The sequence below is a fragment of the Leptospira ognonensis genome (assembly GCF_004770745.1).
GTDB lineage: Bacteria > Spirochaetota > Leptospiria > Leptospirales > Leptospiraceae > Leptospira_A > Leptospira_A ognonensis.
In genome coordinates this window covers 59,509-82,177 of record NZ_RQGD01000023.1, presented here as the reverse complement: position 1 = coordinate 82,177, position 22,669 = coordinate 59,509, and the positions used below count along the sequence as shown (strand labels likewise).

Sequence of the window (22,669 nt, the reverse complement as noted above, 5' to 3'; positions counted from 1 at the left end):
ATTAGAGCTTACCGTCCGGCTGGAGTACTTCTAAACAATCCCTTTGGATGGATTTGAGCATCTCATTTTCAGGAAAGTCTTCTAATCCCATATTGGTCACTTGAAGGCTTTTTTGATAAAAACTGGAATTCTTATATTCGAAACCCATTTTTAGATAGGTTTTAGCAGCCGTTTCATAATAGAATTCGTCTTTCTTCTGGTTTCCTTTATGATAGGTTTTTGTAAGCGCAGCAAGTGCCGGATAATATTCTCTTTCTGCGACCAGAGATTGCACCACAAGCTTCTTTCGTTCCGGATTGTAGACTTTGTCCAGTTTTTCCGATTGGTTGAGATAAAGAATCGCTTTCGAGTATTGGTTTTTACCGATGTAGGCCTTTCCCAAATATAAATTCAGTTCACCCGTGTTCACAGTTGCATTTTTAGCAACGTTGATAGCAGACAATGTGCCGATCGAATCATCATATTTTCCGAGCTCTAACTGCAATCTTCCTTTCGCAAGGAGCAATTTAGATTTTGCTTCTTCTGTCTGTGCGGATTTTAATTCCCTGTCAATCTGATCAATCTGGGATAGATGCGAGCTCGTGTTGATTTTTGAGCCGGCACTCGTGCGAACGGAATCTTCCGTGGAAGCACAGTTTCCCATTGATACCGCCAACACCGTGAGTAGGGTTAGTGGATAAAGTCGTTTCATTAGCATACCTTTAATTTCTCTAATTCCTCAAGGAAATTTTGAGTTTCAGCTTCCTTGTCCTTCGTTTCCATCGGAAAGTAAAGAACTGCGTCCCGAGAAAGCTCTTCTAAAAATCGTGAGGGCGCACTCCCGATTTGTTCCCCAAATTTGCGTCTTGTACGAGCCCCAGTCAAGTACAATTTGAGTCTGGGACGGGTCATTCCAACGTAAAGAAGCCTTCTTTCTTCATCGACAGCTTCTCCAATATCTATAACACGTGAGTTCGGTAAAATTCCCTCTTCTAGACCCACTAAAAATACTAAATCGTATTCAAGCCCCTTGGACTGGTGCATGGTCAAAAGCTGAATTCTGCGGTCCGTCTCTTCTTCTTTCGGCTCATCTTCCATTAATAGAGCCAATCTTTGCAAAAAATCGAATAATTTTGGCTTTTCTGTACGTTCTTCCTCATCCTCGAAGTAGGAAAGCATGTTCACAAGCTCACTCAAATTGTAAATTCTGGCTTTGATCACCTTTTCCTCGGATTCCTCCATGGAAATTTCCCGCTCGAAGCCGATTTGGGAGATCATTTCCTTTAGCACAGGCGCTAGTTTTGGGGAAAGGCTGAACTTTTTTTTGAAGGTTTCAATGAGTTCGACAAAGTGGTAGATCTCTTGGCGGACCTTGGTTTTCACCTCAGTCAGGTAGTCCACATCCTCGATGATTTTTAGAAACACGTCGAAGAGTGAGCAGTTCCTATGATAGCTTTCTTCTTGTAGTTTTTGGATCGTTCCCGGTCCGATCCCACGTTTCGGGTAATTGAGAATCCGAAGGAGAGAATAATCATCCTTTGGGTTTGCCACATAACGAAGGTAGGAAATGCAATCCCTAACCTCTTTTCGGTCAAAAAAATTATAGCCACCGACTACCTTATACGGTATATTTCGATTTCTTAGTTCCTCTTCGAAAGGTCGTGACTGGAAGTTGGTACGAAAAAGAATCGCGATCTCATTTCCTTTATACTCATTCTTTATTAGGAAATTTTGTATCCGACTGGCAACAAAAATAGCCTCCTCTTTTTCATCTGCAGTTTCATAATATTCAACTAACTCTGATGAGTGGATCCGACTATAAAGTTCTTTTTCTTTTCTTCCTATATTATTTTTGATGAGCGAGTTTGCCGCTGCAATGATCGGAGAAGTAGATCTATAATTTTCAAGCAATCGAACAACTTTTGCCTGTGGAAATTCTTTTTCAAAATTTAAAATAAGTTCTACGTTAGATCCCCGAAATGCGTAAATACTTTGGTCATCGTCGCCCACTACACAAAGATTATCGCTTTTTCCACGAAAAAGAGATAAAAACTCATACTGGAGTTGGTTTGTATCCTGAAATTCATCCACCATAAAATATTGGTATTTCTTATGATAAATTTCTGCTACTTCAGGAATTTCACCTAACAGACGCTTTGGCAACAAGATCAAATCATCGAAGTCGACAGCATTTTTTTCCTTTAGACCAGATTCATACAAAGGATACATTTCCTGGGCAATTAAATTGAATTCATCCATCACGTCCAGAGATTGGCTCTTGGCAGTTCCCAATGTATTCTTATAATAAGAGATTCTGCGAAGGATTTCTTTAGGTGGAATTTTTTTAGGATCTAATTTTTTGATTTTTAAAAGTTCGGAGACAAAGGATTCTTGGTCTCCGGAATTGAAAAGTAAAAACGTCTCATGGTAACCAAGTTTGGTGATATGATCTTTTAAGATTTTTAACCCTAACGAGTGAAACGTGGAAAGAATGATCCCTTTTAATTTTTCACGGGGGACCATCTTGCGCAATCGTTCTGCCATCTCTTTTGCCGATTTGTTGGTAAAAGAGAGAGCCACAATTTTGCCCGCTGGGATGTGTTTGTTCTCGATCATATGACCGATGCGGTTCGTGATGACCCGCGTTTTTCCTGAACCAGCCCCCGCAAATACGAGGAGCGGTCCTTCGACCGTATTGACAGCTTCCATTTGTGCAGGGTTCAGTTTCATAATTCGTAAAAACGTGAGTCGGTAAGGGACATAATTCGACCGAACCTGGCTCGGTCGAGTGAAAAAGCACCTTTTAGCCCCGGGGAGGAGCCGTTTTTTCTAGATGGGGGTGAGATCCGTGGGTTGCCAGAAATCCGGAGAATTCTGAGTGGTCCGCCACAGGATAGACATTTCGGAGCTGGTACCAATCGAGAGCAGTGTAGAGATTGAGTTCCGCAACTCCCATTCGTTTCTCTGAGAAAAAATAGCCCTCTTTTAGCTTTGTTTTGAGATATGTCATAACAGACTCGATGCGGTTTTTTTGCTTCTGTAGATAAGGCGTGGTTTCAGGGCTCACACCCTCCTTTGTTAGATAAAACAAATTGATGCCTGCATCGAGTGCCCCATCGATGGCGTAGATCAGATTTGATTCTTCGATATGAGATCCAAACGTTTGGGGACGTAAACTTCCGTATCCATACTTCTCAAAGAGATAGTCCATTATCGCGTGGCTGTCCCAAATTTTGACTTCTTCGAATTCCACATAAGGAACTTTCCATATGGGATTCTTTTGACGGAGTTCGGCCTGCCCCTCCTCTGTCATCGTATCCACTAGAGTATGCGCGATACCTAGCTCCAAAGCTAAAAAGCGAATCCGTCGTACATAAGGTGAGGTCAGACTTCCAAAAAGTTTCATAGTCATAAGTTTTAAATTTTGAATGAAATGAAAATCACTTTCCCATCTGCCCTTTAGATTTTAAGAAGGAAAGGTCAATGGAAAACCGAGAACGTAAGAACTGGAAAGAACACTTCCCCACGCCAATCTATACTCTTTCAAGTTTTGAAATCAAACTTCCTAGAGCCGATAAGCTCAGAACCTATTTTGTTTTGAAATCAAAGGATTGGGTAAATGTAATCCCCATTACGGAAGACGGTAGGATTCTACTCATCAAACAGTATCGGCACGGAATAGGAGAAATCAGCCTGGAACTACCAGGGGGTATCGTGGATGAGGAAGGTCAAAACTATGAGGCGGCCCTTATTTCCGCTAAACGCGAATTACGTGAAGAAACTGGATTTACCGCATTAGATAACGATTATGAATATTTAAATAAGTTCTCTGGAAACCCGGCTATGTTCACGAACTGGTCTTACTCTTTTATCGCTAGGAATGTAAAAGAGACAGAACCTGTTGAATTCGATGAAGGTGAGGATATTGAAATCTTGTTTGCTACCCCACAAGAGGTAAAAGAGTATCTATTTGATGGTCAAATCCATCATCCGCATATGGTGGCGGCATTGGGATTGTATTTTCTAAAATATCCTTCATGACAAAACTTTTCTCATCTCCCATATTTAAACATCGAGACTTTCGTTTTTTCATTGTCGCTCGCTTCTTTATGGTTCTCGCGATCAATATCCAGGCAACGATCGTTGGCTGGCAAGTTTATGAGCTTACGGGAAATCTGTTAGACTTAGGACTTGTTGGTCTTTTTGAAGCCATACCCTCCATCATCGTAGCCTTGTATGCAGGACACCTTGCAGACCTAAGGGAACGTCGAGCAATCATCCTTATCTGTCTCGTGGTTTTATTTTTCTGCTCTGTCTCACTTCTTCTTTTTACAGGTTCGCTTTCCCATCTGCTTATAACTTTTGGTGCCTACCCCATTTTTTTAGTCATCTTTGTATCTGGCATTGCTCGGGGTTTTATCTCTCCAGCTATTTTTAGTTTTGTGACCCAGCTTGTTCCGAGAGAACATTACCCGCATTCGGCGGCTTGGATGGGGACATCTTTTCAGGCTGGTGCCGTCATTGGTCCTGCCCTGGGTGGGCTTATGTATGGTTGGTTTGGAATCAAGTCCGCTTACCTCATGGACTGTTTTTGTATAGGATTGCCTTTTCTTTTATTTTTATTTATTTCTCCAAGACCACTACTCGAGAAAAAAATTAGAGAGCCACTGATACAAAGTTTAAAGGCGGGGTTAAGTTTTGTCTGGAACCATCAAATTATGTTAGGTGCAATGGCGCTAGACATGTTTGCAGTCTTATTTGGCGGTGCCATTGCCCTTCTCCCTGTATTTGCCAAAGACATACTTTTTGTCGGCTCCGAAGGACTTGGCATTTTGAGATCAGCGCCATCATTTGGCGCACTCGTCATGGCCTACTTTTTAACCCATCGCCCTCCTCTACACAAATCTGGAAAAGTTCTACTTTTCAGTGTTTTTGGTTTTGGACTGTGTATGCTCGTCTTCGGAATTTCGACTTCCTTTTGGCTTTCTGTCATCGCGTTGTTTGCATCTGGAGTTTTTGACAGTGCCTCCGTTGTGATTCGCTCAACGATAATGCAGACGATGACACCTGAGGATATGAGAGGTCGGGTAAGTTCGATCAATAAAATTTTCATTGGAAGTTCCAATGAAATCGGAGCTTTCGAGTCGGGTGTGAGTGCCAAATTTTTCGGTCCTGTCGGGTCCGTCCTTGTTGGTGGTGTAATGACACTTCTCATTGTGAGTATTGCATTTCGTTTTGCGCCGAAATTGAGAGAACTCGAATTAAAAGACCACCTTTAAAAAATGATGGATTGTTTCATTTTCGTTTTTCAAACTGGTATTCTATATGAGCGATATTGTTTTTCAATCTAAATTGCCCGATTCACAAAAAGCAGAATTGGATAGGCTCATTAAGTCTTTGTTAAACGATGTCAATACTAAGATCACCCACTTAGGTATTAATAATTTTATTCGTCTCAATGATGAGATAGCGAAAATTCTAGTGCCGATTCTTGAAGACAAAATCGACTAAAAACTAACGCATTCTTTTTTTTTAAAATCTTTCAGGTATTCTAATTGTAAGAAATAAGAGATCCATCTCGAGGATTTATCTCTCTTTTTTCTTGTACAAGAAAAATAAGTTCTGTTTTCCGTAATGAATAACACGAGCTGTTCCTGACGCAATAGATCCATTAGGCTGACAGAAAATTGACGGTCCGAAAGTGCGGGAAAACTGATTGGTGATTTTTTACCATCCCAAATGATGATTTTTCTAATCTCTAGATTCGGGATGGTATCAATTTGAAGTTTGTTCCAAAGCATCAATACAGAAAAGGAACTGATTTGTGTGAGTTCAGAATTTAACCAATCTAAAGAATTTGGTAAGGCAATCTCCCCTATAGAATCTCTCTCTTGGATGAATCTTGGATATTCCGATGCAGGAATCATATCGACAAGTTTAAATGACTGGTTTATCTCCTTTACGAGGCCGCTGCTATTTTTATTAAAAAACGGCTTTGCTTCCGCTCTCTCGGCTACAAGTGCTAACGGGATAAAAGATGGTACCAATCGATAAATTTTTTGACTGTTTGATTCTTCCTCTTCCTCAGTGGTAATATCTCGCGCAAAACTTTTGAGGCGGTTCCACTCACCTAAAAATTCTTCTATGCTCGAAGGGTCCTCAAATTCTGTATAAAACTCCCTGTTCTCATCTCGAGCGGAGACAGTGAAATTAAAAGATCCAACGAGCACCTTCTTGGAATCAATCATCATTGTTTTATGATGCAGAAGGCCACCGCTATAATTTCCATCCTGATACAATACATCAACATTGCCATCAGCATACACTTTACAAGGAAATGGAAGGGTTTTTCCGAGTATCTTTCCCTCCGGGTTTACTGGATCATTATAAATTCCCTCTACCTTTACTCCACGCCTACAGGCTGCACGCAATTCTGCAGTTAGCAGCGGGTCATAGTGCGTGTAGATAAGAAACTTAATACTTCTTTTGGCGTTTCTCACCGCATCTAAAATCGAATTCTGTATCATGTAACCAGCCTCAGGTGCAAAATAGAATTTTGCGTTGCCTAATCGGAGAATGCCTATCGACTCCTCCTCCTTTAGAATTGCCTGGAGGGAGGCGTAGGAAGATTCGGTTAAGTCAACTTCCCAGAAAACATTATTGTCACGGACAAGCCCCCCTGTGGTAAAATTCCCTGTCCCAAGAAGCATCGTCTCCTTATCAAAAATCATTATTTTTAAATGATGAATTCCGGATCCATTCCATCGGTTCACAGTTAGACCAAACTCGGTCGCCTCGCTGTAATCCTCTTCCTTGTCCCCCTGCAAATATAATTTCACACCTCTTTCTTTCGCCGAACGTAGTGCGATCAAAATATCTAGATCATTCAATCCATAAATGTATCCAGTGATCTCTGCGTTCGCCTTCCCAATCTTTCTTAGAATTAAATTTTTTGCCTTCAATTTAGAGTCTTCGGCGACATCTCGACCAGGAAATGTAAATAAAAACTTTGATTCTCTAGGCAATACTAGCTGTAAGAGTGCATTTGGATCCAAGGATTCATTTGGCTTTGCTTTGCAGTAGAAACAAAGGAAAATAGAAAAAGGAATGAGGATAAAGGTAAATTTCAAAAGATGACACTGCCATATATTTGTAACATAGTACCACGGATGTTTAGAGTGTCAGGCGAAGTCAAATAACTAAGCGTAAGTCCGATTTGGCTTTCCTCCGTTTTAAACGAAAGATCGTATGAAAATTCCGTAAGGGAAAATTTTTCATAATTTTCTTTCTTTAAACTGATTTTTCCATCACTCTCTCCACTCCCTAGGTAGGGAATGATGATGGCTGCAGTAAATTTCATTAAAATGTCATACAACTGGATACTGAAAAAAGATTCTCCATACATGGATTGCGGGCTACCAGAAAGCAAAGTCTGATTTCTCTCATAGCCTCGTTCTGAAAATTGGGAAGAAGGGAATATTCTAAAATATTGAGAAAGAAAATAGGTACTCCCGATATGAGTCCCTGTATTCATATAACCAAGCTTAATGATTCGATTTTGGGAGTCGCGCGCTTCTCGATCACTGAAGAAAGCCGATAGACCAAAATGAAAATAGCCACCCGTATAACCAAAACCAAACGAAAATGCCTCTCCTTCTATCAAAAACGAACCAGGAGTCGCAGTCCTTTGGTTGTAAGAGCGATCGACACCTTTACTCCAAAGAAATTCCGTCTTTGCGTAAAAACCTCGATTCTCATAATTTAAACCTAAATTTCCTTGAACCACAGAATCACCATCTGCGCCATAAAGAGAAACATTCTGATTTAATTCTTTAGAATTTTTTCCCGAGGCACCAAACTCAAGATAAGAGACTCCGAATGTAAAATTTAAAATCCCTTGATAGGAAAATCCGAAGGAATGTCGCCTTCTCTGGCCTCCACTTTTCAGCTCTTCTTTACCACTCAATAATTCAGGAGAAAGATATTCTTTCTCTAAAAGACGAAATCCTCGATAATCATCATATAGAAATAATTGGAACCTCCACTTTTGGTTCATTCTTTTTTCTAAAAATAATCCTTCGCCACCATCCGCATAACCGACAAATGGAGAATTTCTAAAACAAAATTCCTTTTTACCTACGCCGATAAGAATCTCATTTAAATGAAGAGAAAGAAAACTATTTTTTCCTGTATAAAATCGATCACGGCTTACTTCACTTCCTTTTACCATATCAAAATCTAAATTTATATCTACTTGATTGATTGATTTCACATATTTAAGTCCAGCACTTAGCAGTTGATTTGAATTTCTATTCAAGTAACTTTTCCCAACTTCATTTTTTTCCGGAAAATCGTTATACAAATTCCAGCCAGGGGGACTTGCTTCTGCATTGTTTTTATCGGGGAAGATGAGTTGAGTCTCAAAATAACGAGCGCTTGTTTTTACAGAAAGAGGTAGAGATTCTGCGTAGATCCTTTCTATTTTTAAACAAACGAGCAAAAAAAGCAGGATCCGAATCATTCAGGGATCTCTCGAAAAATTTGGAATTCGCTTGGCTTGTTGCCAAGGTATTCTCTTTTCAAAAGTGAATATTCAAGATTGGCTAACGGTATTTGAAAAGGTGAAGATGAGGTTTTATTTCCATAAGAGGAAAGAAGAAGCCTACTCCCAGGAATCTCTTGGTAGATATCAAGTCGCTCTGCATTCGAAATCCCATTACCAATCGTTTGCGAACTAGCCACTGTTAGCAATAAGTCAGTATTTTTTGCGAAGGGAGGAAGATACCAATTGTTTCCATCGGGATCAACGATAAAAGCACAATCTCCTGGGTTTAAAATGGAATCCGAATGACGAAGTGACGTCCCTGGTTTAAAATTAGGTATTTGGTTGGGAAAGCGAACGGCATAGGGAACAATTTGATCGGTTGCAGATTCATCTTCGATCACATAACCAACAACAGATATCTGGTGCAAAGTTACATTGCAAAAATAAACCCATTCATTTTGGGGATTCGTTGGAGAAGGATAGACGCTCTCGATTCGAATTTCACCCAAACGAAAGATTTGGGATTGATGTATCGAACGCGCACTGTCTTCCCAATCCAGGTAGATAAGCTCCGAGTCAAAGAAGGTAGAGGAAACATTTTCGGAAGTAAGATCGAGAACATTTTGAAAAACTGAGGAAAAGATTGTTTGTAATTTCGTAAGACTCTTAAAGCGAAAGAGAGAATTTACATCTGGAGTGTTTAAAAAAGTGAAAGATTTTACAAACGGTTTCCCTTCAGCGCCTAAGGTAACGTTTGCGGCAAACTGATTTACCTTTTGATTGGATCTTCCTGGAGTTGCCTCTGAAAAAGGTGAGCAAGGCTCGGTGAAGGAATGGATTCGACTTACACTGTAACCAAAGGGTTGTGGTTCAGGATGTATGCTGATTCTTGAGCTTGCGCTAAGTCCAAGAGATTCGTATAGGGATTTGTTATATGAAAATGTGGAACTCAGTGAAACAAGATGGCCATTCGCATCTAAATTCGAAATTTTCATTTCGAGGTTAGTTAGACTTCCTTCGGGTAAAAGTACCCCTTGATTCGGTAGACAATTGCCTGTTCCATTTTTTACATATGGAAAGGGATCATTTTCATCTTTATAGAATAAGTATCTAACTATTCTAGCATTCTCAATTTTGAAGTATACAAAGCCTGATTGGTGGTTAGCACCCTCCCATTCAATAAATCGTTCCGGATAACTAGCGCTATTATCCTTTGTTCCGTTGATAAGTAATTCTGAAATGGACAGGTTTAAGAAAGGAATGTCATTTACATCTGTACTTTCCCCAGGACTGATATAGATTCCTGTCTCTGAAAAAAGACGATTGCTTTTTTCACTTGGATGTGGATATAGAAAACCGCTACTACTAAAAACAATGGATCGTTCGTTCAGACCATTTCGATTTGTAAGGATTATATCATTTATACTTTGTGGAAAATAGTTTACTTCTTTGGATTCGCTAGAACGCAACGCAAGTAATGGAATCTCATTTTTATAATCTTTGGAGCTAAACGTGCGGTTGATACTGAGAAAAGGCCAACCGTTCCAAAGTTCTTTGGAAACAAGCAGATACTCATTTTTTCCAATAAGTCGTTCTTTAGCTGATAAATAAAAAGTATCGTCTGCATATGTCAGTTGAATGCTACTTAAATCGCAAATTTCTTCTTTATTTTCAATTTCAACATAGGCAGGTATACTCTTGGGAGTAACGGCACCGGCAAAATATTCTGTAATAGCAAGCTGAGTTGGCTTGCAACTTGGAAACACAAAGACATTCGCAACTGAAAGATCATTTGGAATGCCAGGATTCATACACGAAGCTAGGCTTGCAAATTGGTACTGATATTGATTGCGACAGCTGAGATCAGAACTTGTCTGACTAAAAAATTCATCTCCTTGCTTGAACGAAAATTTCGTTTGCGGGAAAATCTTATTCGCAAAATGCCACACTCCTGCCTTACCAATTTGCATTAGGAGCTCATCACTTACCTTAACGCCCGATAACTGCTCGCTTGTGCTCAAGAGAAATGAAGAATGTGCAAGTAAGATTCGATGTTTTTCTTCTATCTGACGGAGAGATTCGGGATCAAGACTCAAGATAGATCCTGTGATTCCATCTTCAAAACTAAAATGTTGGTATCTGGGACAATGAATTTGATCCGTTTCATTGGACCATTCTATAAATCTTCCGAATGGTGACTCCGAATGTCGGAAGGATTCCGTTTGGCTGGGTGGACTTTCCACGCATTCTCGAAGCCACATTTCATTTTGAGAAATAATTTTTTCTTTAATTTCAATTTGCGTGCAAGTAAATCGAACACTCAACAATTTCCATGAATTTTTGGTCTCACCGATACGACGGGAAGGAAAAAGGATCTCACAGTGGTTTGTATCCCATTGATACAAACTTGCCGATGGGACATCAAACCTAGCATATGCGATCGTTCCATCGAATGTTTTTAAATCGACGAAGGATTCAAGTGGAATGATTCCTTCCTTTTCTTTCTGCCACTTTCCAAGCGTTGTTTCCTCTGCTTCCCAGGAAAAACTTTTGGCATGAAAAATTGTTTTGGTATTCGTTTCCTCATCAAGTGTGCGAAAACCTTTGGAAACATCTTCTAACTCCTGTATCGTGGCCGGTAAACAAATTTTAAATTTTGCACCAGTCTCCAAAAAATATAAACTTTCAGGTAGTGAGTACAAACAAATTCCCGAGTTTTCCGATTTGAAGAAATCGTTCGAATAACTCCCGATTTGTTCCTGTGTTCCATATTCAAAATAAAAAGTTGGTTGCGTGACGACGTCTACCAGAGGTAGGGAAAAGGAATTCCAATCAGGACCGTGCTGTTTGCACGAAATACTGACTAGTAGAAGGAAAATTATCGGTCTCATGCACAGTCTCCTCATAATAAGGGAGGAAAATGTTTCCACTTTACCGAACTAAAAAAGGCTTCTATTCGCCTTTGTGGCCTAGATTAGGTTTTTTTTTGTAATCGCTCAAATATCTTTTCTGCCAATTTTTCTCCAATTCCTGGGACTAACCTAAGTTCCGAAAGTTTGGCATCTTGCACTTTCTTTTTCCCTTGAAAGTAACGCAGGAGTTCTTTCCGTCTAACAGATCCAATATCCGCAATATCATCGAGTACGGATTGTAGAGTTTTCTTTTTTCGTAAGACTCTATGGTAACTCACTCCAAATCGGTGTGCCTCATCTCTAACGGAACGAATCAGTCTCATCATTGGCGAATGAATATCAAAGGTATAAGGATCTTTTTCACCTGGAAAAAAAATCTCTTCACGCTTTTTTGCAAGTCCTATCATGGGTATACTCCCTAAATCCAATGCAATGGCTGCTTCCGCTGCGCGTGTTAGCTGAGTAGGCCCTCCATCAATGACGATCAAATCTGGAAGTGGTTCCTCTTCATTCACTAAATGCGATAACCTTCGAGCAATCACTTCGTGCATCATACCAGGATCATTGATCCCTTCATAACCTCTAATCTTATAATGTCTATATCCTGGTTTATAAGGCTTTCCCTCCACAAACATTACCCCACTAGCAACAGGAGAGCTTCCTTGGAAATGTGAGATATCATAACATTCGATGACCCGAGGGAGATGATTTAATTTTAATTTTTCTTGGATTTCTTTCATCGCGACCGTTTGGTCTTTGAGCTTGGTTGCGAGGATTCTTTCCGTAAGCGATAGCTCTGCATTTTTTTCTGCCAATCGCAATAAGGATTTCTTTTGGCCACTCTCGGGAAATTTGAGTTTGGGAAGGATGTTGCATTGCTCATGGATGGCAGCAAGCACGGCATCATAATTTCCTTTTGCTGTTTTCGGAAGGATGATTTGATTTGGGAGGAGTGAAATGTTCAGATAATAATCTCTTAAAAACGCTTGGATGATTTCCTCTTCTGTACTCATTTCTAGTCCCGTGATCGGAAAAGATTTTTTATTCTCGAGTCGACCTCCTCGCACCTCCAAAACTACAACCTGGCCTTCATTATCCCTTCTAGCGAAGGCGATCACATCTTCTTCTCCTCCATCCAAACTGACAACTGTTTGTCTTTCTCGAATTTGATTGATTTGATCAATTTTCTTTTTTATGAAACCAGCTCTTTCATACTCTAATTTCTCTGAAGCAACAATCATGCTTTTCTTTAGCGATTGGACCAAACCTTCCTTTTTTCCTTCCAGAAAGCTTATGATTTCCTGGATGAGTTCATTGTAAATATCCATACTCACATTCCCTTGACAAGGTCCAAGGCAACGATGCATATGAAAGTTCAGACAAGGTCTGCCTGGTTTGGCGAGAGGAAGCTTTAGTTTCGTTTTTCTCACAGGAAAAATTTGATGGATCAATTCTAATGTGTCCCGAGCTGCCCTAACATCTGTAAAAGGTCCAAAATATCGATCCCCATTGTCCCTGACTTTACGTGTCAAAAACACCATCGGATAAGGCTCGCTAAGTGAAATACAGATAAATGGGAACTTTTTATCATCCTTTAGCCGGACATTGAATTTTGGATTGTACTTTTTGATTAAGGTAGCTTCAAGAATCAATGCCTCAGATTCTGTTCTCGTGACAATCCAATCGAGATCCTGAATTTCAATGAAAAGTGACCTAGTTTTTCGATCTGGATGGTTTGGATTTAAATAGGACCGTATGCGAGATTCAAGTTTGATCGCTTTTCCCACATAAATGACATCTCCTTTCTGATTCTTCCAAAGATAGCATCCAGGTACGGCACCTAAATTTTTGATCTTTTCTTGAATCGATTTAAGTAAGAAAGATTCTTTCATTTTGGTGTGCAATTTAGACAGATCGTCCCATGAATTTAATTTGATTTTATAGGAGCTACCTGAAACGATTATTTTATGAAAATTCGAAGCTTTCTAAATTTTTTTATCATTCGGGCGGAGGTTTTCAATTTTGTTTTTGCTGTTCCCGCATTGCTATCCTATCTCTTTTATTTCACAGAATGGAGGGCCGATCAGATAGAGGAGATCCTCTTTGGCTCTGTGATCGCTACCTTATTTTATATTCTTTTTTCTATCCTGACTTATTACGTTCGCTTTTCTGCATTCCGAAACTACGAATCTGAGGCAAAATCTGGCACTGTCTCAAACGAAACCATACATTCGGTTGTCTTTTGGACCTCACATTTTACGACCGCTTCCTGTTTTGATATCATCTTTCGTTATGCGTCTTCTTCCCTTGTTTTTTTTGGTTATTTACTTTTCCAGCTTCCCTCTGCGAATGTTATTTTATTTGGCGAGATTGGTATCGCGATTTTTTTCACAATTACCTTCTCCCTTTTATTTATATTTATCTTTTCTGAATACACTCTCAGAAAATTTGGCTTAGATACACTATTTCCTTTATTAAAAACCAAATTACCTGACGGCTTTGCCAAAGACCATTTAGCACGTATACTGACAGCACAAACACTACTTTCTTTTCTTTTTGTGATTATGTTGATTTTTGTCGTCAATTACCGGCTCAATTTCAAAGAAGAAACGGCCGTAATACGAGACTCCATGAAATCTGGAGTCTTTGGTTCAGAAACCGTTCTCAGACTCACACTAGTAGAATTTAGAGACAAACTAACAACATCGATATTTGGTTCAACCAACTTAAGAAAACCGATTTTTGCTCGCAAGAAAGATCAGATCCAAGCCGTTCTAAATGCCATACATCTTGCAAATACCAATCATGCCACAGAAGCATTATTTTATTATAATCCAAGTGAAGGGATTTTCATTTCCACAAACGATTACAAGATTAAAGATCAAAAAAATGCTTTTACGATTAGAGATGAAGCCCTTTCCAAATCTGGACCCATGCGACACACATCTATAAAGTCCCCCCTCTCTGGCGAAATGATTTCTCCTTACACATTACCAGTTTATGAAGATAATGTATTCCAAGGATATGTTGGAGGTTTTCTAAACATTGGTAAATTAGGACATTTCATTCTAGGTAATATCAGTATCGGCCAAGGTGGAAAATCAGGTCTGATAGATGAAGAAGGGATCATCGTATATTCACCTGACAGAAAACTAATCGGATCGAGCGGAAAAGCAGAAAGCAAATTCAAACCCTTTTTTGGAACCGCAGAAGCATTTCAAATTTTTGACATCATTGAAAATAGAAAGCCAGTCAGAGTGGCATTCATTCACAATCCAGAATTCCAATATTACATTTATACCACTTACGAAATTTCCGAACTGTATGAAAGGTCCATGCTTTCGCTATTAAACACGCTCATTATATCAGTGATTAGCCTTGTGATCATTGGAGTATTAACAGTCATCGCCATTGAATCAAAATTAACTCCGCTTGCAATGATGAAAGAAAATCTAAATCATATGGTTCGCGGAAATCTATCTTCTCAATTCTCTACCAATAGCCAGGATGAAATCGGAAATATGGCTCAGTCTCTCATCACATTCCAACAAAAATTGAAATTTATTGTCGCAAACACTCAAAATACAGCGGTTCAACTGTCCGAATCAAGTCTTGAAATCTTAGAATCCATGGTTCAACTCTCCGATGCAGCGCAAAGCCAGGCTGCTGGTTCAGAAGAGATATCCGCGTCTGTCGAACAAATCACCGCTGGGATAGAAAGTGTTGCCGCGAGGGCAGATACACAAAGCTTCACTTTAAAATCGCTGATGCGAAAAATGGAAGACCTTAATGAAGCGATTAGCGACATCGATAAAAGTTTTACACAAGCTGACATCAAGGTCGATGAGATAACCAAAGAAGCAAAACTTGGAGAAATTTCTCTTAACGATATGAAAAAATCAATGGATAAAATTTATGAATCATCGACAGAGATGACAAGTGTCATTGAAATCATTCATAATATCTCCGAACAAATCAACTTACTGTCGCTAAACGCTGCTATTGAAGCTGCGAGAGCTGGGGCAAGTGGTAGAGGATTTGCCGTGGTTGCTGACGAAATTTCAAAACTTGCCGACAAGACAGCTAAATCAATAGATGATATCGAAGCCCTCATCGAACAAAACGAAGATGAAATCAAAGTTGGCCAAGAGAAAATCGATCACTCGATTCATACTCTCTCAGGAACGATCTCTGGTGTAAATGCCATCAACGAAATGACCAAAAAAATCAGAACTGTTGTAAAAAGACAAATGGATACAAACGAAGAAGTTAACGAGGGAGTCATCCAAATTCGAGAGCTTTCTGATATGATCAAAAATGCGACCGAAGAGCAAAAGATTGCAATGATGGAGATAAGTCGTTCCATAGCCGAAATCAATAACCATGCGCAAACAACTGCCCTTTCAAGTGAGGGAGTCAGAGACAATGCTCAAAATATGACCCATCTTTCAGAAAACTTGCAAGCGGAGATCAACTACTTCCATGTCTAAATCAAAAAACAACCTAACACCGAAAGATCATTTCCTTCGGGTAGGATTTCCCTTGCTTATCGCTATCGTAAGCGTATTGATTGTGAAAAGTAAAATATTCACTCCCTTAGAGATTACAAATTCATTTATGCTCCCTACCTATAAATCAGGAGATACTGTTTATATCAACCGCCTTAGCCTGGCAAAAAATCTATTGGTTGGCGATGTGGTTCTGGTTCGCTCTCCTTTACAAAAGGATGTTTACCTACTTGCCCGCATCTTAGGAAAATCTGGAGACGAAATTCAGATCACGGGAAGAGAAGCTTTCAGAAATGGCAGTTTGGTATCTTCGGAAATTTTTCCGACGCCAAAGGAAACAAAACTTCCCATCCTTCCACAGGGGAAAAGTGAATCCGATCATGTGTCTAAAGTTACTGTTCCCGAAAAAAGCCTATTTTTGTTAGTTGATAATCGGGAAATGGGCATCGATTCACGGGAATTAGGTCCCATTTCCGAGGATTTGCTTGTGGGAAAGGTTTGGTAATTGGTTATTTTTCGACCAGGGCTTTTAGGTTTTGAAGTCCGCCTTCAAAATCTGGGCCTACGAGTCCATCGAGGAAGGGTCCGAAATACCTTCCTACTGGGTATTCCAACTCACCCGTATTTGACCAAGTAACTTTCGTTCCGCCAGAAACTTCTTCAAATTTCATTTTAGCCGTTGACTTCATAGGATTTGGCTCCAAAAATTCTAAGGAAAACACGATTTCTTGGTCTGGAAGCAAAGACGTGATGGTTTGCCTTCCCTTCCCATTGATTTGCCCGTCCCATTCTTGGGTGTGTCCCAATTGACAGGGCGCGCCAGTGATGGTCATTTTTTGAGAAACATCTTTCATGGCCCAAACACTCCAATTTTTCCATGTCCCGTAATCGCAGACTATTTTATAAACTGTTGCGGGTGGTTTTGAAATCACTATGGACCTTTCCACGCTAAAAGTTGATTTTAAAAATATCGGTATAATCAAGATAACAGCAATTATGCCAATGATTCCGATTGTGATTTTTTTTCCCATACGACCACCTAAATTGTTTGATCCTAACGATTTCAGGTGAAATTTACATTTGTGTCAATTTATTTTTAGCGCAGATATCACAATGGTCACAACTACAGTTCGGTTCTCCAAAATAATTGTATAAAAATTCTCTACGACAATTTGTTGATTTGATGTACATTAACATTTCATAGAGCCTCTTTAAGGAATCTTGTCTCTTCCGTTCGAGAATTTCTGTAGAAACTAACTCAGGAGGAAGCCTATCAGCGATTAATTTTAAGTTATGAGTTTCAAGCTCCCCTTTCGTAACATGGTATCTTTCAAAGAGATTTAATACTGTTTGCAAACGATGATCTCCCCGATTTTTATGAACAACCTTTGCCTGTAAATCTGAGTATTCCATGGAGGACAATCTTTCGGATTGGATGGCAAGAACTTCAAAAACCCGGCGGATAAAACTAACATCTGGGTTTTGCCATTCAATAAAATCCATGAGTACAGCGAGGTCACTCTCTTCATAGAAGAGGTAGCAGTCTGAATTGAAACCGTCTCTACCTGCCCTGCCAATTTCTTGATAATAAGATTCTAAGGAAAGTGGCAATTCTGCATGTACCACCAAACGTATATTTGGCTTATCAACACCCATTCCGAAAGCATTTGTTGCTAGAAGAATTTGTGAATCATGAGTTAGAAATTGATTTTGAATTCGTTTGCGTTCTTTGGGAGGCAATTTGCCATGATACATTCGATGTTCTAATTTCTTCGAATCTAGATACTCCGAAAACTTTTGTAACTTCTCGATTAGATTAAAATAAACAATCTTCGGACCTGGTGAAGATTTTTTTAAATGCTCATAAATAGCTTCCCGTTTTAAAGTCTCATCAACAAAACTCTCTACATGCAGATACAAATTTGAACGTGCAATTCCCGAATGAAAAAGTTTTACCTCGGTAGCCTCGAATCCCATAGAACGGATAATATCACTTTGCACCTGTTTTGTGGCAGTAGCAGTCAATGCAATTGTCGTTGGCCGATTCAAAAGTGTACGAATTTCGGCAATTCGGGAATAATCTGGACGAAAGTCATGTCCCCATTGGCTGATGCAATGAGCCTCATCAATGGCAAGCAAAGAAACGTTTCTGCCCTGAATCAGATTTCTAAATTTTATACTTCTAAACCTTTCGGGTGTTACATATACGATTTTATATTTTCCATTTTTGATTGCTTCATATCGATTTTCTCTCTCCTCTTTGGACAGTGAAGAATTGATATATGTGGCATCAATATCAAGTTTTCTAAGAGCAGTAACTTGATCGTACATCAAAGCAATTAAGGGTGATATGACTAAGGTCATCCCATCGAATACCAAAGCCGGTATTTGAAAACAGAAGGACTTACCCATTCCAGTAGGCATTATCACGAGCAAATTTTCACCATTTAACAGACGAACTATGATTTCTTCTTGGTGAGAGCGAAATTCGGAAATTTTAAATATTTTTTTGACGGAATCTAAATCTAACACGTGCGACCAAAGTAAAATTCAATTTCTAGCTCACCCATGGCTTGTCATCCATTATCTAATTTGATACGAATTCCTACTTTTGCGATTTTTAGTTGCCAAGCCGAAACGTATCCTTTAAGATTGAAGCCCTCTACATTAAATTATGAAAAATTTGTTATTCCTACTTCTCATTGTCTCTCTTCATTGTGCACAAGCTCCCAAGGAACGAACCATGGAACCGGAACATGTTACAAAACACCGTGAGATATGCGAAGAAGATGGGGAGGAGATCTTTGAATCTTTATTCTTCGAAAAATCGAAAGAAACCGTACAAACAAAAACTGGCCAGGTGACCTCTGTTGTCGCCACGGGCGGAACGGCGCTGACAGAAACTTTGGTTTATTTAGGCGGAGGTGCAGTCGTAGGGCTACTCATTTGCTCCCCTATGCTTGCGGCAGAAGCTGCAAGTAAATCCAAATCGAGCCAAGGTGCTAGTTGCGTTTTAGAAGTGGGTTCCAAGGTTTCAGCGGCACTTATAGCAGAAAATGGATATGAGTATACAAAGAGAGTTTGGAACGAGACAAGCCAACTTCGAGATTATGATTTTGATGAATTATCATCTCTAGTGCGAGAGAATTGCCAATGTTATATGAAAACCGGACAGAAAAGAGATCTCGAAACTGCTTGGAAACAAATTCGCGAATGGAAAAAAGAAAATGGAATTTGGGAACACCTTTCCGGAAAAGAGAAAGAGAAAGTAGAAGGATTGGAAAGAGAAATTTTTATGATGATAGAAAAGCCCGGAAAAATTTCTAACTGATTCCCAAAGAGAAAATTACTAGGTATGTTCAGTCAAAATATTCTTCCATTTCTCACCGAATTAAAATCGAATCACAATCGGGAATGGTTTTTGGATCAAAAACAAAGATTCCAAGAAATCCAAAATGAGTTAGTTGACTTCACTGGGAGGCTTCTTGCGGAAATAGAAAAGTTATGCGGTTATCAAAAAGCTAAATGATTCTGAACGCACATCTAAATCGATGCTAAAAGAAACAATTCAAAGTTTTAAAACCGTTTTTATCTTAAACCAATTCTTAAATCAAATTTTACACTCAGCCAAAAACACGACCCTCGCGATTCGTACCAAACTGCCAATTCCTTAGATTTTGAGGGGTAAAATGCGTGACAGGGGCAAAGAATACAGGATTCTGTAATTAGAAATAGAAAATAACTCTAGAATTGCCCTTTAGGAGAATCTCATGGTAAAAATCGCAATCAATGGTTTTGGTCGAATTGGCCGCCTTGTCCTTCGTTCAGGAATTAACGACCCAAATATAGAATTTGTGGCCATCAATGACCTTGTCACTCCAGACAACCTCTCTTATCTTTTTAAATATGACTCTACCCACGGCATTTTTGATGGCGAAGTATCGCATACGGAAAATGAAATCATCATCAACGGAAAAAAAGTAAAAACTTTTGCAGAAAGAGACCCAGAACAACTTCCTTGGAAAGCCATGGGCGTTGACTTCGTGATCGAATCCACAGGACATTTTACGGACCGAGTGGGTGCAGAAAAGCACATCAAAGCGGGGGCAAAAAAAGTTGTGATTTCGGCACCAGCAAAGGACAAAGACATCCCTACATTTGTTATGGGAGTGAATCATGAAAAATACAACCCGAGCTCTGACAATGTCGTCTCAAATGCATCTTGCACGACAAACTGTTTAGCACCAATTACCAAAGTGGTTCTTGATAACTTCGGAATCGTCGAAGGTCTCATGACAACCATCCATGCGATGACTGCCACACAACCAACGGTAGACGGACCCTCTAAAAAGGATTTCCGTGGCGGTCGGGGTGCGGCTCAAAATATCATCCCTGCTTCTACGGGAGCTGCAAAAGCAGTCGGTTTGTGTATCCCTGAGGTCAATGGGAAACTCACTGGTATGTCTTTCCGTGTTCCCACTCCGGACGTATCAGTAGTGGATCTAACGGTTCGCACAGAAAAGCCAACTACACTTGCAGAGATTAAAAAGAAAATGAAAGAAGCGAGCGAAGGTTCTATGAAAGGAATCTTAGGCTATACAGAAGAGATGGTTGTTTCCTCTGATTTTATTGGCGATATTCGATCTTCCATTTTTGATGCGGATGCTTGTATCGAACTTTCTTCTACTTTTTTCAAACTCGTTTCTTGGTATGACAATGAGATGGGTTATTCTAACCGAGTATTAGACTTGGTAAGATACATGGCAAAAAAAGGCTAAGATGAAACTTCTTAAAATTGAAGACCAAAATTTCAAAGGGAAACGTATCTTCCTTCGGGTTGACTTCAATGTCCCGGTGGAAGATGAGAAAGTAACGGACATTACGCGAATTGAAAAAACCTTACCAACAATAGAGCTCCTTCTCTCGAAGGGAGCTCGTCTCGTCATCGGAAGCCATTTGGGCCGACCGAAAGGTGGCCCGGATCCTAAGTATTCCATGAAACCAGTTTTTGATGCATTTCAAAAATTAGTAAAGGCTAAGGTTACTTTTTCAGAACAAGTTGTCGGTCCAGAAGCCGTTTCTAAAAGTAAGGCTTTGGCAGACGGTGAGATTTTATTACTGGAAAATTTACGATTCCATAAAGAGGAAGAGGAAAACGAAAAAGGTTTCTGTAAAAAGTTAGCAGAACTTGCTGACGTTTACGTGAACGATGCGTTTGGTACAGCCCACAGAGCACATGCTTCAACGGAAGGCATTGCTCACCTAATCCCGTGTTATGCGGGACTTCTGATGCGCAAAGAAATCGAGATGTTGGGAAGTCTGATCGTTAGACCCCAGCGTCCATTTGTCGCAATCATCGGTGGATCCAAAGTATCTTCAAAAATTGCCATCCTCAAAAATCTGATCGATAAAGTGGATCACATACTCATCGGAGGCGGAATGGCATATACCTTCCTCCGTTCCCGAGCGGTTCCGATTGGCAAAAGTCTTTTCGAGAAGGAATTCGAATCAGAAGCCTTCCAAATCATTGACCGAGCTGGAGTGCAGGGCATTGACCTTCAGATTCCAGTAGATCATGTGATTGCGGATCAATTCGATGCCAATGCAAAGACCAAAACCGTTGATAAAATGGGAATTTTAGACGGCTGGATGGGAATGGACATCGGACCAAAAACGATTGATAATTATAGCAAAGTGATCAAAAATGCAAAGACGATTCTCTGGAATGGACCTATGGGCGTTTTCGAGATGGATAAATTTGCAAAAGGAACGATTGAAATTGCTAAGGCAATTAGCAAATCCAGCGCCAAATCTGTCGTAGGTGGTGGAGATTCCATAGCCGCTATCAATAAAGCAGGCGTAGCTGAGAAAATTACGCATGTTTCTACTGGTGGTGGTGCATCTCTTGAATTTTTAGAAGGCAAAACCTTACCAGGCGTGGCCTGTTTACTCGTAAAGGAAGAGGATTGATATGAGAAGAAAAATCATTGCTGGCAATTGGAAGATGAATTTAACTCTGCCTGAGGCTAAGGCGATTGCATCAGGTTTGAAAGAGAAGGTCAGTTCGCAAACTGCCGTTGAAGTGATGGTTTTTCCCTCCGCCTTACACCTCCATGCTGTGGCAGAAATCCTTTCTGGTTCTCCTGTCATCACTGGCGCCCAAAACGCCTACCCTGCGGTGCTTACTGCGATGACTGGGGAAATCTGTCCCGCTCAGCTCTCCGATTTTGGAATCAAAACGATTCTCGTTGGTCACTCAGAAAGACGTCAATTCCTTGGTGAAACGAGCGAAATCTGCAATGAAAAAATAAAGTTTTTCTTAAATTCTGGCGTTCGGGTGGTCTATTGCATCGGGGAAACACTTGCCGAACGTGAGTCGCAAAACACCTTTACTGTGTTAAAGGATCAAATCAAAAAGGGACTTTTTGGAATCGAAAGTGCGAAGTTTAAAGATTTGGTCATTGCCTATGAGCCTGTTTGGGCCATTGGAACTGGAAAAGTAGCGACTCCTGAACAAGCAGAAGAAGCACATGCATTTGTGCGAAAAGAAATCGGTGCTCTCTTTGTTGGTGCGGACAAGGTAGCAGAATCCATCCAAATTTTATATGGTGGATCCGTTAAACCAGATAACATTGCCTCCCTTCTCGCCAAACCCAACATCGATGGTGGCCTTGTTGGTGGAGCAAGCCAAAAACTGGATTCATTTTTAGGACTTATTAAATAAA

Annotated in this window: 19 protein-coding genes; 10 read left to right on the top strand and 9 right to left on the bottom strand. The window is 40.0% G+C overall.

Annotated elements, in window-relative coordinates:
- Position 1 precedes the first annotated feature (1 nt).
- From EHQ58_RS08195 to EHQ58_RS08185, 3 genes are all read right to left on the bottom strand, one after another.
- The gene (locus EHQ58_RS08195; RefSeq protein WP_135623404.1) at positions 2–691 is read right to left on the bottom strand and encodes an LIC12587 family lipoprotein; all 690 of its coding nucleotides are present in this window, start codon (positions 689–691) and stop codon (positions 2–4) included.
- The gene (locus tag EHQ58_RS08190) at positions 691–2,709 is read right to left on the bottom strand and encodes an ATP-dependent helicase (protein WP_135623403.1); all 2,019 of its coding nucleotides are present in this window, start codon (positions 2,707–2,709) and stop codon (positions 691–693) included. The genes EHQ58_RS08195 and EHQ58_RS08190 overlap by 1 nt, the downstream gene beginning before the upstream one ends.
- A 73-nt stretch (positions 2,710–2,782) precedes the next feature.
- A complete protein-coding gene (locus EHQ58_RS08185; protein WP_135623402.1) occupies positions 2,783–3,385 on the bottom strand; it encodes a glutathione S-transferase family protein in 603 nt (200 codons plus the stop codon).
- A 77-nt stretch (positions 3,386–3,462) separates the two neighbouring features.
- Between EHQ58_RS08185 and EHQ58_RS08180 the strand changes: the two genes are divergently transcribed.
- The 3 genes from EHQ58_RS08180 to EHQ58_RS08170 are packed head-to-tail and all read left to right on the top strand — an operon-like array spanning position 3,463 to position 5,490.
- On the top strand, positions 3,463–4,020 hold the full coding sequence (locus EHQ58_RS08180; RefSeq protein WP_135623401.1) for an NUDIX hydrolase: 558 nt from the start codon (positions 3,463–3,465) through the stop codon (positions 4,018–4,020).
- Positions 4,017–5,258, top strand: a complete 1,242-nt coding sequence (locus EHQ58_RS08175) for an MFS transporter (protein WP_135623400.1) — start codon at positions 4,017–4,019, stop codon at positions 5,256–5,258. The genes EHQ58_RS08180 and EHQ58_RS08175 overlap by 4 nt, the downstream gene beginning before the upstream one ends.
- Positions 5,259–5,304: 46 nt before the next feature.
- Positions 5,305–5,490: a hypothetical protein gene (locus tag EHQ58_RS08170; protein ID WP_135623399.1), complete on the top strand. Its 186-nt coding sequence runs from the start codon at positions 5,305–5,307 to the stop codon at positions 5,488–5,490.
- On the opposite strand, the gene EHQ58_RS08165 is transcribed toward EHQ58_RS08170, so the two are convergent.
- The 4 genes from EHQ58_RS08165 to uvrC form a co-directional block, all read right to left on the bottom strand.
- Positions 5,487–7,109 (bottom strand): phospholipase D-like domain-containing protein, encoded by a 1,623-nt coding sequence (locus tag EHQ58_RS08165; protein ID WP_135623398.1) that lies wholly within the window; start codon positions 7,107–7,109, stop codon positions 5,487–5,489. The genes EHQ58_RS08170 and EHQ58_RS08165 overlap by 4 nt on opposite strands.
- Positions 7,106–8,500, bottom strand: a complete 1,395-nt coding sequence (locus EHQ58_RS08160) for an LA_2168 family protein (protein WP_135623397.1) — start codon at positions 8,498–8,500, stop codon at positions 7,106–7,108. Before EHQ58_RS08160 ends, EHQ58_RS08165 begins: the two co-directional genes overlap by 4 nt.
- Positions 8,497–11,415, bottom strand: coding sequence for an LIC11755 family lipoprotein (locus EHQ58_RS08155; RefSeq protein ID WP_135623396.1), 2,919 nt, complete (start codon positions 11,413–11,415; stop codon positions 8,497–8,499). The genes EHQ58_RS08160 and EHQ58_RS08155 overlap by 4 nt, the downstream gene beginning before the upstream one ends.
- 83 nt (positions 11,416–11,498) lie before the next feature.
- A complete protein-coding gene (gene uvrC, locus EHQ58_RS08150; RefSeq protein WP_135623395.1) occupies positions 11,499–13,328 on the bottom strand; it encodes an excinuclease ABC subunit UvrC in 1,830 nt (609 codons plus the stop codon).
- Between the two features lie 75 nt (positions 13,329–13,403).
- Here uvrC and EHQ58_RS08145 point away from each other — a divergent pair, with 75 nt between their 5' ends.
- Both EHQ58_RS08145 and lepB read left to right on the top strand, forming a co-directional pair.
- Positions 13,404–15,926, top strand: coding sequence for a methyl-accepting chemotaxis protein (locus tag EHQ58_RS08145; protein ID WP_135623394.1), 2,523 nt, complete (start codon positions 13,404–13,406; stop codon positions 15,924–15,926).
- Positions 15,919–16,449, top strand: a complete 531-nt coding sequence (gene lepB, locus EHQ58_RS08140; protein WP_135623393.1) for a signal peptidase I — start codon at positions 15,919–15,921, stop codon at positions 16,447–16,449. Before EHQ58_RS08145 ends, lepB begins: the two co-directional genes overlap by 8 nt.
- Positions 16,450–16,453: 4 nt before the next feature.
- On the opposite strand, the gene EHQ58_RS08135 is transcribed toward lepB, so the two are convergent.
- Both EHQ58_RS08135 and EHQ58_RS08130 read right to left on the bottom strand, forming a co-directional pair.
- Positions 16,454–16,975 carry an SRPBCC family protein gene (locus EHQ58_RS08135; protein ID WP_135623392.1) on the bottom strand — a complete coding sequence of 174 codons (522 nt, stop codon included), beginning with the start codon at positions 16,973–16,975 and terminating at the stop codon, positions 16,454–16,456.
- 43 nt (positions 16,976–17,018) lie between these two features.
- The gene (locus EHQ58_RS08130; RefSeq protein WP_135623391.1) at positions 17,019–18,476 is read right to left on the bottom strand and encodes a RecQ family ATP-dependent DNA helicase; all 1,458 of its coding nucleotides are present in this window, start codon (positions 18,474–18,476) and stop codon (positions 17,019–17,021) included.
- Between the two features lie 142 nt (positions 18,477–18,618).
- Here EHQ58_RS08130 and EHQ58_RS08125 point away from each other — a divergent pair, with 142 nt between their 5' ends.
- From EHQ58_RS08125 to tpiA, 5 genes are all read left to right on the top strand, one after another.
- Positions 18,619–19,275 (top strand): hypothetical protein, encoded by a 657-nt coding sequence (locus EHQ58_RS08125; protein ID WP_135623390.1) that lies wholly within the window; start codon positions 18,619–18,621, stop codon positions 19,273–19,275.
- A 24-nt stretch (positions 19,276–19,299) separates the two neighbouring features.
- On the top strand, positions 19,300–19,473 hold the full coding sequence (locus tag EHQ58_RS08120; RefSeq protein WP_135623389.1) for a DUF2461 family protein: 174 nt from the start codon (positions 19,300–19,302) through the stop codon (positions 19,471–19,473).
- A gap of 241 nt (positions 19,474–19,714) precedes the next feature.
- Positions 19,715–20,722: a type I glyceraldehyde-3-phosphate dehydrogenase gene (gene gap / locus EHQ58_RS08115; RefSeq protein ID WP_135623388.1), complete on the top strand. Its 1,008-nt coding sequence runs from the start codon at positions 19,715–19,717 to the stop codon at positions 20,720–20,722.
- Position 20,723: 1 nt separating this feature from the next.
- Positions 20,724–21,914, top strand: a complete 1,191-nt coding sequence (locus EHQ58_RS08110) for a phosphoglycerate kinase (protein ID WP_135623387.1) — start codon at positions 20,724–20,726, stop codon at positions 21,912–21,914.
- Position 21,915: 1 nt separating this feature from the next.
- Positions 21,916–22,668: a triose-phosphate isomerase gene (tpiA, locus tag EHQ58_RS08105; protein ID WP_135623386.1), complete on the top strand. Its 753-nt coding sequence runs from the start codon at positions 21,916–21,918 to the stop codon at positions 22,666–22,668.
- Position 22,669 lies beyond the last annotated feature (1 nt).